Annotated in this window: 11 protein-coding genes and 1 tRNA gene; 11 read left to right on the forward strand and 1 reads right to left on the reverse strand. The window is 49.6% G+C overall.

The genetic code is table 11. The annotated features are described in order from the left end of the window. The first annotated feature begins 94 nt into the window (after window positions 1-94). The 11 genes from ACXAFR_RS18500 to ACXAFR_RS18550 all read left to right on the forward strand — a co-directional run bounded on the left by ACXAFR_RS18500 (window position 95) and on the right by ACXAFR_RS18550 (window position 10,207). Complete coding sequence (locus ACXAFR_RS18500; RefSeq protein ID WP_475179412.1) at window positions 95-586, forward strand: CinA family protein; 492 nt, start codon at window positions 95-97, stop codon at window positions 584-586. Between the two features lie 282 nt (window positions 587-868). After that, window positions 869-1,909: a recombinase RecA gene (recA, locus tag ACXAFR_RS18505; protein WP_475179415.1), complete on the forward strand. Its 1,041-nt coding sequence runs from the start codon at window positions 869-871 to the stop codon at window positions 1,907-1,909. 13 nt (window positions 1,910-1,922) lie between these two features. Further along, window positions 1,923-2,396 (forward strand): regulatory protein RecX, encoded by a 474-nt coding sequence (locus tag ACXAFR_RS18510; RefSeq protein WP_475179417.1) that lies wholly within the window; start codon window positions 1,923-1,925, stop codon window positions 2,394-2,396. 173 nt (window positions 2,397-2,569) lie between these two features. Then, complete coding sequence (locus tag ACXAFR_RS18515; RefSeq protein ID WP_475179419.1) at window positions 2,570-3,502, forward strand: M23 family metallopeptidase; 933 nt, start codon at window positions 2,570-2,572, stop codon at window positions 3,500-3,502. Between the two features lie 55 nt (window positions 3,503-3,557). Beyond that, the gene (locus ACXAFR_RS18520) at window positions 3,558-3,773 is read left to right on the forward strand and encodes a Trm112 family protein (protein WP_475179422.1); all 216 of its coding nucleotides are present in this window, start codon (window positions 3,558-3,560) and stop codon (window positions 3,771-3,773) included. Window positions 3,774-3,782: 9 nt separating this feature from the next. Continuing rightward, window positions 3,783-4,136: a histidine triad nucleotide-binding protein gene (locus ACXAFR_RS18525; protein WP_475179446.1), complete on the forward strand. Its 354-nt coding sequence runs from the start codon at window positions 3,783-3,785 to the stop codon at window positions 4,134-4,136. Window positions 4,137-4,318: 182 nt separating this feature from the next. After that, window positions 4,319-6,949 (forward strand): alanine--tRNA ligase, encoded by a 2,631-nt coding sequence (alaS, locus tag ACXAFR_RS18530; protein WP_475179423.1) that lies wholly within the window; start codon window positions 4,319-4,321, stop codon window positions 6,947-6,949. A gap of 108 nt (window positions 6,950-7,057) precedes the next feature. Then, window positions 7,058-8,302 (forward strand): aspartate kinase, encoded by a 1,245-nt coding sequence (locus ACXAFR_RS18535; protein ID WP_475179425.1) that lies wholly within the window; start codon window positions 7,058-7,060, stop codon window positions 8,300-8,302. A gap of 91 nt (window positions 8,303-8,393) precedes the next feature. After that, window positions 8,394-8,585 carry a carbon storage regulator CsrA gene (gene csrA, locus ACXAFR_RS18540; RefSeq protein WP_475179427.1) on the forward strand — a complete coding sequence of 64 codons (192 nt, stop codon included), beginning with the start codon at window positions 8,394-8,396 and terminating at the stop codon, window positions 8,583-8,585. 186 nt (window positions 8,586-8,771) lie between these two features. Then, window positions 8,772-8,861, forward strand: a tRNA-Ser gene (locus ACXAFR_RS18545). 149 nt (window positions 8,862-9,010) lie between these two features. After that, window positions 9,011-10,207, forward strand: coding sequence for a multidrug effflux MFS transporter (locus ACXAFR_RS18550; RefSeq protein ID WP_475179428.1), 1,197 nt, complete (start codon window positions 9,011-9,013; stop codon window positions 10,205-10,207). 31 nt (window positions 10,208-10,238) lie between these two features. Here ACXAFR_RS18550 and ACXAFR_RS18555 read toward each other — a convergent pair whose 3' ends face one another. Continuing rightward, window positions 10,239-11,264 carry a LacI family DNA-binding transcriptional regulator gene (locus ACXAFR_RS18555; RefSeq protein ID WP_475179430.1) on the reverse strand — a complete coding sequence of 342 codons (1,026 nt, stop codon included), beginning with the start codon at window positions 11,262-11,264 and terminating at the stop codon, window positions 10,239-10,241. Window positions 11,265-11,578: the final 314 nt, after the last annotated feature.

An 11,578-nucleotide genomic window follows, 5' to 3' on the forward strand; every position in this document is an offset into this window, starting at 1 on the left:
GCGCCTGACAAAGAGAAGGGGCTGTTGTGGTTGCAATAAATGCGTTAATTTCCTGAAGTCCCGGCGGAGTGATAGCAGAGGGAGGAGGAGTCTGTTGGAAGAACTGTATCAATTGGCGGCGGGTATCGGTCGCATACTGGTGTCCAGTGGCGGTGTGTTGGGGACGGCTGAGTCCTGTACCGGCGGCATGATTGCCATGGCATTAACGGAAATTCCCGGCAGTTCTGCCTGGTTTCAGGAAGGTTTGGTGACCTATGCCAACGAAAGCAAACAGCGTTTGCTGGATGTGCCAGAGGAATGTTTGCTGCGCTATGGTGCCGTTAGCGAGCAGGTTGTTACCGCCATGACCGCCGGCGTGTTGCGTCGTGGGGCAGATTTTGCCGTGGCCACCAGTGGTATTGCTGGGCCCGGTGGCGGTACGCCTGAAAAGCCTGTCGGAACCGTTTGGCTCTCCGTCGCCAGTGCTAGAGGAACAACAGCGACGCATTTACGGTTGTCGGGTGATCGCCACGCGATTCGCGTTGAGGCTGCTCGTCTTGCATTGAAGGCCGTGCTTGAGAAAATTGAGTCGCAAAAGGCTCTTTAGATTGGGGCTTCAAACCTTAAGCTGATTTGATGGTTCTGCTGTATAAAAACTTAGTGCTGTATTCTTGTACAGTTAATCAATCTGTGCTTGAATTGAAACTTGAAGACGGGGCTGGTTAGTGTGGCGTGAAGATTTGCCTTGGCGAGATGTTCTGGCAAGAAGCACGGCAAGAATATGGACCGCCAGTCACCAAAGAACAGGAAAAAATCGCCGCCATCGGGATGATAGATGGCGGCCGACAAAATGAACCGAACAGAGAATTCATCGATTTAAGAGGGTTATATGGACCAGAACAAAGAAAAGGCGCTACAGGCCGCATTGAGCCAAATCGAACGGCAGTTTGGAAAAGGCACTGTCATGCGTATGGGGGATAAAGAGCGTGAGGCCATCCCCGCGATTTCAACAGGCTCCCTGGGGCTGGATGTCGCGTTAGGAATAGGGGGCTTGCCCAAGGGCCGTATTGTTGAAATATATGGGCCAGAGTCTTCTGGTAAAACGACATTGACCTTGCAAGTTATCGCCGAGGCTCAAAAAGCGGGCGGAACCTGTGCCTTTATTGATGCGGAGCACGCGCTGGATCCGATCTATGCCGAAAAGTTGGGCGTTAACGTCGATGATCTCATTGTATCTCAGCCGGATACGGGGGAGCAGGCTCTAGAAGTTGCCGATATGTTGGTGCGCTCGGGCGCTGTAGATGTTCTGGTTGTCGACTCTGTAGCGGCGTTGACGCCAAAAGCGGAAATTGAGGGTGAGATGGGCGACCATCACGTAGGCTTACAGGCTCGCTTGATGTCTCAGGCCCTGCGGAAAATTACCGGCAACATCAAAAATGCCAATTGTCTGGCCATCTTTATTAACCAGATTCGGATGAAAATTGGCGTTATGTTTGGCAATCCGGAAACCACAACTGGCGGTAACGCATTAAAGTTCTATTCTTCAGTTCGTCTCGACATTCGCCGTATTGGTGCCGTTAAAGATGGCGACGAAGTCATCGGCTCGGACACCCGAGTAAAAGTAGTCAAAAATAAGGTGGCGCCGCCCTTTACTCAAACAGAGTTCCAAATTCTTTATGGCCAGGGCATTAACCGCTACGGTGAGTTGATTGATTTCGGTGTCAAGTTGGGGCTCATGGAGAAAGCCGGTGCTTGGTACAGCTATAAAGGCGATAAAGTTGGCCAAGGTAAAAATAATGTGGTTCGTTACTTGAGAGAAAACACAGAAGTCGCTGAAGAACTGGAAGCGGCGATTCGTCAAGAGCTACTGCCTCTGACGAAAGCCAAAACCAAAGACGGCGTCGCACTGGAAGTTGTAGAGTCCAAGTAACCCACAGTTGACTATGGATAAGAATGAGCCCTGCGTCATCAGCACAGATGACGCAGCCTATTTACGACGCGTGGCCCTCGCAAGCCTTGCGCGTCGAGAGCACTCTCGTTATGAATTACAGCGGCTGCTGGTGACGAAAAAGCCGGAAGCTAAAGTCTATATCGCAGAACTTCTCGATGACTTGCAGTCTTCCGATCTTTTGTCTGATGAGCGTTTCCTTGACGCTTATATCGCGATGCGAAAACGTAAAGGCTTTGGGCCGGTAAGATTACAGATGGAATTGCGTGAGCGCGGTCTATGCGATGATGCGATCGACACCGCGCTGGCGTCTTCCGACCATGACTGGGAAGCGGAGGCTAAAAGGTTGTGGGATAAAAAATTCGGACGTTTCGGAAAAGATTCTCGAGAGAAAGCCAAACAATTTCGGTTTCTCCAATACAGAGGCTTCGCTAGGGAACACTTTGATCACCTCCAGTTGCTTGGATGATTGCCCCCTTTCTTCTTACCATCTTCATAATTAATATTCTTGTAAGTTTGCCGTAAGTGCTGGTATTGCCAACTATCCTTCCGCTTATTTTTCTCCCGCTAAGCTTTTATTGCCGCTTGGCTTACCTTGCCTGCTAAGTTTATAGTCCCGCCAAGCGTGCGTTCCGTGTATCTATGTCCCGTTTGGTTATCGACAGGATCATTGAATTCATACTGAGGTTTAAACGTAAGTATCCAATCCAGGGGGTGACCTTGTTTCCAGTTTCATCATTTAAATCGTTGACCTTAATTGTGTTTGTGATGTTCGGCGTAGTCCATCATGCCGTAGCCGACGTGGTTACACCGGAGGTTCGCGGAAATTGGATTCAAGGAGGATTACTGCAGGGTAAGTTGGCGAAGGGGCAATGGGTCGAATTTCAAGGTAAACGGTTGCCGTTGACAGCTTCCGGTGAGTTTATGGTTGGGTTGGGCAGAGATTTTCCTGAGTCTGCCAGTTTACTGGTAGGCAATGAGCAAGGAGAGCAGCAGACCTTTACTTATCCCGTTGAGGCGCGCAGTTATAATATCCAACGTATCGAAGGTGTGCCTCAAAAGACGGTAACACCTCCGGCAGAGCAGCTGGCCAGAATTCGCAAAGAGGCCGCAAGTGTCGCAAGCGCGCGCAACGTTGTGTTGCCGCTGGAGTTTTTTCGCGAAGCCTTCCAGTGGCCGTTGGTTGGACCGATTACCGGCGTTTACGGCAGTCAGCGGGTATATAATGGTAAACCCGGTCGTCCGCATTTCGGTGTTGATGTTGCTCAACCCACGGGTACTCGTGTTGTGGCACCAGCCGGCGGCAAAGTGACTCTGGTGAATGACGACATGTTTTTTTCCGGTGGTACGCTGATCATCGATCATGGATACGGGTTGAGTTCTACGTTTATCCACCTCAGTAAAATTCTCGTTGATGTCGGGCAGGAAATTCATCAGGGGCAGGAAATCGCGGAAGTCGGAGCGACAGGTCGAGCGACAGGGCCGCATCTCGATTGGCGAATGAACTGGTTTGATCAACGCATCGATCCTCAGTTACTGGCGCCGGCGATGGTGACGCCAGAGGCCAGTAAGTAGTATCCTTATAGAGCTGCGCAGTGGCGTGCAAGTCAGTTTAAGTGGAGTTAAAGTCATGGTTGATAAGAAACTTCTCAGCCTGTTGGTCTGTCCCATCAGTAAAGGGGCGTTGGATTACGATCGCGATCGTGAAGAATTGATCTGCTGGGAAAGTGGATTAGCTTACCCTATTCGGGATGGTATCCCAGTCATGTTGGAAGCTGAGGCGCGACAAATTACCCTGGATGAAAAAGAGCAGCACAAGATGGCTAGCTCTCAATATAAGTGCTGAGGACCGTAAATCGTGACTGAACCTTCCATTTTTACTCGCATTATCAACGGAGAGATTCCCGCTGATAAGATCTATGAAGACGATGATTGTATTTGTATTCGGGATATTGCGCCAAAGGCACCGATTCATTTGTTGGTGATTCCCCGCAAGCCGATACCGAGATTGGTCGATGCGTCTGATGACGATAAGGCGCTATTGGGAAAGCTGATGTTGACCGCCGGTAACGTAGCCAGAGAGGTTGGGGTGGGAGATGCTTTTCGCCTGATCGTAAACAATGGTGAAGATGCCGGGCAAACCGTCTTTCATCTCCATCTGCATATTCTGGGCGGTAAATCCTTCACAGAAGCTAACCTCGATTTTTAAAGTTCTCGCTCCCTGGGAGTGAATGTGTGGGTCAAATTGTCGCTCAAAACGCGCTAGAGGCTTATTTGGTTGCGTTTCGTGGCGTTATTTCCTTGGTTTTTTCTGACATTCCCTTCAATTCCTTTATAATTCGCCGACCTGATTAATTTGTTGCCCGGTAAACAATTCCCTTCGCGATATTTATGAAAAGTACAGAAATAAGACAAGCCTTCCTTGAATTCTTCCGCTCGAAGGGGCATGAGATCGTTCCGAGCAGCTCTTTGATTCCAGGGAACGACCCGACACTGTTGTTTACTAATGCAGGCATGGTGCAATTCAAAGATGTTTTTCTGGGCGATGATCCTCGCGATTATTCCAGGGCGACGAGTTCCCAGCGCTGTGTCAGAGCCGGAGGTAAGCACAATGATCTCGAAAATGTCGGCTATACCGCGCGCCACCACACCTTTTTTGAAATGCTCGGCAACTTTAGTTTTGGCGATTATTTTAAACGCGACGCCATTGCTTTCGCGTGGGAGCTTTTGACGACGTCGCAGTGGTTGAATTTGCCGATAGAGAAGTTGCTGGTAACTGTGTATGAGGACGATGACGAGGCTTTTGGTATCTGGCGTGACGAAATCGGATTGCCAGAAACAAAAATTATTCGAATCGGTGACAAAGACGGGAAAAAATATCAGTCCGATAATTTTTGGGCGATGGGTGACACGGGTCCTTGTGGCCCATGTACTGAAATATTCTACGACCACGGCGACCATATTTGGGGAGGGCCTCCAGGGTCACCGGAAGAGGACGGTGATCGCTTTATAGAGATCTGGAATATCGTTTTCATGCAGTTTAATCGCAGTGCAAATGGCGATATGGCGCCCTTGCCGAAACCATCTGTCGATACTGGAATGGGGCTAGAGCGTATTTCCGCAGTTCTGCAGGGCGTACACTCGAATTATGAGATTGATTTATTTGTCGCATTGTTAGCTGCCGTCGCTGACGTTACTGGTGCAGAAGATCGCAGTGATAAATCGTTGCGGGTGATCGCTGATCATATCCGGTCATCGGCATTTCTTATTTGCGATGATGTTCTGCCTTCCAATGAGGGTAGGGGTTATGTTCTTCGGCGTATTATTCGTCGAGCCGTTAGGCATGGGCATAAGCTGGGATGCAAAGAGCCATTTTTCTATCGTCTGGTCGCTGAACTGGGTGTGCAAATGGGTGACGCTTATCCAGAGTTGCTGGCAAAGAGAGAGCAGGTCGAACGCATACTTCTCGCTGAAGAGCAGCAGTTTGCTAAAACGTTGGACAAAGGGTTGGGCGTGCTCGAAGGGTTTTTAGCCGAACTTGAATCCAAGGTCATTCCCGGAGACGTGTTGTTTACGTTATACGATACCTATGGTTTCCCTCTGGATCTCACCGCTGATATTGCACGTGAAAAAGGCTTGGACATTGACAGTGACGGTTATGAAGCAGCGATGGAGGCTCAGCGGGAGCGTGGTCGGGCGTCGAGCGCTTTCAAAGTCGATTACAATGCTGGTGTTAGTGCGGATGAAAGCACCGAGTTTGTTGGCTATAAGGAATTAACGGCGGATTCTCGTATCTCTGCCATTTTTAAAGACGGTATTGCGGTCGAATCCCTGAGTGCCGGAGAGTCGGGCGCAATTTTGCTGGATGCTACGCCATTCTATGCGGAGTCTGGTGGCCAAGTGGGCGACACTGGCGTGCTTGATTCCAGCAATGGAACATTTCGTGTTTCCGATTGCACAAAAGACAAAAGCAATCACATTCATCTTGGTGAGATAGAGCGGGGGTCGCTTTCTGTCGGTGAGAAAATTTCCGCCAGGGTTGATGTCGATAAGCGTCAATCGACCGCGCTCAATCATTCTGCGACGCATTTAATGCACGCCGCCTTGAGAGAGGTGCTGGGGGATCACGTGACTCAAAAGGGGTCGCTCGTCGATTCGTCACGACTGCGCTTTGATTTCTCTCATTTTGAGCCAGTAACAGAGGCACAACTGCGCACGATCGAGATGCTGGTCAACAGCCGGGTGTTGGAAAACACTGAAGTGGGCGTTGATGTATGCGATATGGAGTCCGCAAAAGCCCGCGGTGCGATGGCGCTATTCGGCGAGAAATATGGTGATGAAGTCCGCGTATTATCGATGGGGAATGGCTTTTCGGTAGAACTCTGTGGCGGTACCCACGTTGCTCGTACGGGCGACATAGGGCAGTTTCGGATCGTGTCCGAGTCTGGGGTAGCGGCAGGCGTTCGACGAATCGAAGCGGTCACCGGTTTTAATGCGCTGCAATTGTCTCTGCAGCAGGAACAAAAGCTGGACAATATTGCCCGCCTCGTAAAATCAACTTCCGAGCTTGTCGAAGAAAAAACGGAACAGTTGGTCGCGCAGAATAAGTCGCTGGAAAAAGAAGTTGCCAGTCTCAAGTCAAAATTGGCGACGGCCGCCACCTCAGATTTAGCGTCCTCTGTCGTTGAGGTAAACGGGGTGAAGGTTTTGTCGCAAGCCTTAGAGGGCGCCGATGCCAAAGCCTTGCGTGAATCGGCTGATCAGCTAAAGAGCAAATTAGCGCCATGCGTACTCTTGTTAGCCGGTACCGCAGATGATCGAATTGCGTTGATCGCGGCCGTGAGTAACGATTTGACGACCAAAGTGGAGGCTGGAGAGCTTATGCGTTTTGTAGCGCCCGCGCTGGGCGGAAAAGGTGGCGGCAGAAAAGACATGGCGCAGGGCGGTGGCACTGATTTTTCAAAACTGGATTCGGTTTTGGCGTCGGTTACTGATTGGGTTGCCGAAAAGCTCGCCAAATAGCGGCTTTTTTATCGTCTGCGCCCGGAAAGTGGTTAACTTTCTTCCAGTTCTAGTGTTTAATTGGCGGCTTTTATTTTCAGGGCCTTAGTGTAGATCAGCGGGTAGTACGTGAGTTTAATTGTACAAAAATATGGCGGTACATCAGTCGGAACCGTTGAGAAGATTGAGTCTGTCGCTGAAAAAATTATTGGTTTTCGTCAGCAAGGGCACGATCTTGTTATTGTCGTGTCTGCTATGAGTGGTGAAACCAATCGGTTAATTGGTTTGGCGAACGAAATTCAAGCGAAACCAGATCCTCGTGAAATGGATGTTCTGGTGTCTACGGGCGAGCAAGTGACCATTGCCTTGTTGTGCATGGCGCTGAAGAAACGGGGATGGGATGCTCGTTCTTATACAGGCAGTCAGGTAAAAATCCTGACAGATGACGCCTTTACCAAGGCGCGCATACAGGATATCGATGTCGATAATATCCGCAGTGACCTGACCGCAGGTCGCGTCGTTGTCGTTGCTGGGTTTCAGGGGATTGATGGCCAGGGAAATATTACGACTCTCGGACGCGGTGGATCTGACACCACTGGGGTCGCTTTAGCTGCGGCATTGAAGGCCGATGAATGTCAAATTTACACAGACGTTGACGGAGTTTACACAACGGATCCTCGTGTTTGCGAGGGGGCTCGCCGTCTGGAAAAAATTACTTTCGAAGAAATGCTGGAGATGGCCAGCCAGGGTTCCAAGGTATTGCAAATTCGTTCGGTAGAGTTCGCGGGAAAGTACAATGTACCGCTGCGGGTTTTACACAGCTTTAAAGAAGGGTCTGGCACCCTGATTACTCTTGATGAGGATTATTCAAACATGGAGCAACCGCTAGTCTCTGGCATCGCATTCAATAGAGATGAAGCAAAGGTCACAATTGCGGGCGTTCCGGATATTCCAGGCGTCGCAGCGAGACTTCTGGCACCTATTGGCGCTGCCAACATTGAAATCGATGTTATTGTTCAAAATGTTGGCGCAGATGGCACGACAGACCTCACTTTCACTGTCAATCGTAACGATTTGGCAAAAGCAGAGTCTATACTGAATGAGGTCAGCCGTGAAATCGGTGCCAGAGAAGTTCGAACTGATGACAGAATTGCAAAAGTATCTGTTGTTGGTGTTGGTATGAGATCCCATGCCGGCGTTGCTTCAAAGATGTTTTCTGCGTTGGCGCAGGACAATATCAATATTCAGCTCATCACCACGTCAGAAATAAAGATCGCTGTCATTATTGATGAACGTTATCTTGAGTTGGCGGTACGATGCTTGCACAAAGCTTTTGAATTGGACAAAAGCCCCGCTGATCTCAGTGAGTCGTAGGCGCGATTTTGCGCTCAGAATCTAAACTATAAATTGGCCGTTTGGCTGGGGCGATGGTGAGTCCCGCTTTTATTCTCTAAGGAGAGGTTTAATGCTAATTTTGACCCGGCGTATTGGTGAGACCCTGATGGTGGGCGATGAGGTTACCGTCACCGTCTTGGGGGTGAAGGGAAATCAGGTTCGTATTGGTGTCAACGCACCCAAGGAAATCGCCGTTCACCGTGAAGAAATCTATCAACGTATTCAGCGCGAAAAGGAAGAGGATGAAGAGCATCAGGGGTGATGGTCTTCTGATTTCGTAGCTGCTAGTGAGAAGACCCTTCGCGCTCTGCCAAGGGTTCTCTCTCTGACAGTCTAAAAAGTTTTTCTGTTTTACTTCGCAATATTTTTTAAACCAAGTCTTTGATTTTCGGGTGGATATTGTTATTATGCCGCCCGCATTGATGGCGGCTCTTTTGTCATCATTTACGGAGAAGTGGCCGAGTGGCTGAAGGCGTGCCCCTGCTAAGGGTATATATCTTAACGGGTATCGAGGGTTCGAATCCCTCCTTCTCCGCCATCCTTATTCAGTAGGTTTTGTTTGTTAAAACAATCTAACCTCTGAGATTCAGATCAAGACATCCTTTCACACGGTATTTGCAGCCCTGAGCCCAGATGTATTAATGGTTTGGCTGTGCATTGGCGTTTTCGTTTTCTCGTGAGACTGTCGTGAACACATCTGCTAGACAATTTTGGGTTGTTATTGGGGCGCTGGCAGCGCTTGTCGGTTACGGCTCCATTTCAACGGATTTCTATCTGGCAGGCTTGCCGGCAATGATGGCTGATTTTGGCGTCGATCACGCCTCGATTCAGCTTACGTTATCGGTTTTTATGGTGGGTTACGGCGCCGGCCAATTGTTCTATGGCCCGATGTCGGATCACTATGGCCGCAAGCGGATTTTGTATATTGGCCTATGTCTTTATGTCGTTGCGTCGATCATTTGTTTGGTGTCGACAAGCTTGTCGACGATGCTTGCCGGTCGCCTTTTGCAAGGTTTAGCTGCTGCAAGCGGTCCGGTCGTCGCAAGGGCAATCGTCAGAGATTTATATGCCGGAAAAGATGCCGTGAAGGTGATGATGTATCTCACCGGTGTGATGGCTTTAGCTCCGATACTTGCGCCCGTCGTTGGTGGTTGGTTGCTGGCTGTAGCCAGCTGGCGTAGTCATTTTATTGTTCTGGGGTTGTTTGGCGTCGTGACATTATTGCTCACTCGGTTTGTGGTGCCTGACGTTACCCTCGTTCGATATGAAACTCGCTCGGTGTTCAGCAGTATTCTTTCAAGCTTCAAGGATTGCATTACTCACCCTGTTTTTATGGGGTATGTGTTAGTTGGGAGCTTGAGTTTTGCCGGCATGTTTTCATTTATTTCATCGGCACCCTTTGTCTTTATTGAATTGATGTCAGTTCCGGAAACTCAATTCGGATATTATTTTATGGCGGTTATTTGTGGTTATCTGATTGGATCGCAAGTGGGTGCCAGATTTGTTGATCGTTATGGGGCTGAGGTAATGCTCTTTTGCGGTTTGATGATTGCGTTAATGTCCGCTGTCGCACTACTGGTGTATGTGTTGGCGGTGGATGTTCCCACTGCTGTCATTTTGTTGCCATTCAGCGGTTTTTTTGCCGGTGCTGGCTTGGTGTATCCTTGCACGCAAATCTTATCGCTTTCGGTGTTCGACAAGGCGGCAGGAGGGGCATCGTCGGTGTTTGGTTTCGTCCAAGTAATGTGTGGTGCGCTGAGTGGCTTTCTTATCGGGCATGCCTATAACGATTCAGCATTACCGTCAGCAATTTTTTTAGTGGGCTGCGCGGGAATCGCCGTTGGCATTTATTTTTTGCTCGTGGCAAAAAGAACTCGTGCTTAGTTATCAGCCGATTGGTCGTTCTTACTGGCTGTTAGAATGATGGGGCTGGACCGGTAGAGTTTCTTAGAATCATTTCGCACGGAATGGCTATTTCCCTCTGCGCGCTTTTCCCCGCCCGCAGACGTTCAAGTAGCAGCGTCGTTGCCGCTTGCGCCATTTCTTGCACTGGTTGACGAATTGTCGTCAATGTTGGCCAGATCTGCTGGGCGATGGCGGAGTTATCGAATCCTGCGACAGAAAGCTGTCGTGGAATGTCTATGCCCATTTCGTGGGCAACACTCATTACGCCCGCTGCCATATCGTCGTTGCTCGCAAAAATTGCTGTTGGTCTTGGGTCCAGTGCAAGCAGCCGGCGTCCCGCTTCAATCCCAGATTCAAACGTATTGTAGCCTTGTGCAAAATACGCATCCGATGTGTGAATGCCGGCGCTCTCCATGGTTGTCTTGTAGCCAGTTTTACGCAAGGCGACAGCCTTGTGATCTGGATGGCCAATGACAAAGGCGATATTTCGATGTCCTAAGCCAAGCAAGTGCTCGGTCATGATTTGAGCGGCACCTTGATCATCTGTGTGCACATTGGGAGAGGTTGTCTGATGTATTTCAGCGGGAGACAGTCTAACGTAAGGCTTTTGAGCGTCATCAAACAGCGATGTGACTTCAGGCAAGTCGGCAATCGGGGGAATGAGAATGGCTCCGTCAATTCGTGTTTTCTGGATGATTGACGAGATGTTTGTCGCGAGATCTTCTGACTGATAATCGAGGGGGCGAATCAGTAATTCGTATCCGCCGAGATGGCAACGAGATAAAACACCTCCCTGAACATTGACAACATAAGAGGATCCCGCCAGCAGGCTATCGTAGAGCAATCCAATGAGAAAAGAGCGTTTACCCGCGAGGCTACGGGCGGAGGGATTGGGCTGATAGCCGAGTTCCTGAATGGCGGATTGAACTTTGTCTCTTGTGGTCGCTCGGACATTGGGTTCCATATTGACGACACGGGAAACCGTTTTTATGGATACTCCGGCCAGCTTAGCCACGTCTTCGATGGTGGGGGTCAATGGTGCCTCGATAGTGGTCGTTATGTTGGGGGGTATGGCGCAGTTATTATCTCATAGTAAGCGCGTAGCAACCAAGACGGAGCTATTAGGCATTCGTCGGATAGTAGAATCGCTTGGATTGGAAATCGAGAGAAGAGTGGTGCGATGAGTGTGTATTTTCGATGAGGCGTCATTGGCGCCATGGTCAGATGACAAATTTTTTCTAAGTTCGCTTGACTTGGGAAAGTCTGGTCACTAGTATACGCGCCTCAACGCACTCGTAGCTCAGCTGGATAGAGTACTCGGCTACGAACCGAGCGGTCGAAGGTTCGAAT

Source organism: Pseudomaricurvus sp. ABR4_320 (genome assembly GCF_056159445.1).

Excerpts from the sequence above, each read along its gene's own strand:
- recA (WP_475179415.1), top strand. The coding sequence starts at position 869 with ATGGACCAGAACAAAGAAAAGGCGCTACAGGCCGCATTGAGCCAAATC.
- ACXAFR_RS18510 (WP_475179417.1), top strand. The coding sequence starts at position 1,923 with ATGGATAAGAATGAGCCCTGCGTCATCAGCACAGATGACGCAGCCTAT.
- ACXAFR_RS18515 (WP_475179419.1), top strand. The coding sequence starts at position 2,570 with ATGTCCCGTTTGGTTATCGACAGGATCATTGAATTCATACTGAGGTTT.
- ACXAFR_RS18520 (WP_475179422.1), top strand. The coding sequence starts at position 3,558 with ATGGTTGATAAGAAACTTCTCAGCCTGTTGGTCTGTCCCATCAGTAAA.
- alaS (WP_475179423.1), top strand. The coding sequence starts at position 4,319 with ATGAAAAGTACAGAAATAAGACAAGCCTTCCTTGAATTCTTCCGCTCG.
- csrA (WP_475179427.1), top strand. The coding sequence starts at position 8,394 with ATGCTAATTTTGACCCGGCGTATTGGTGAGACCCTGATGGTGGGCGAT.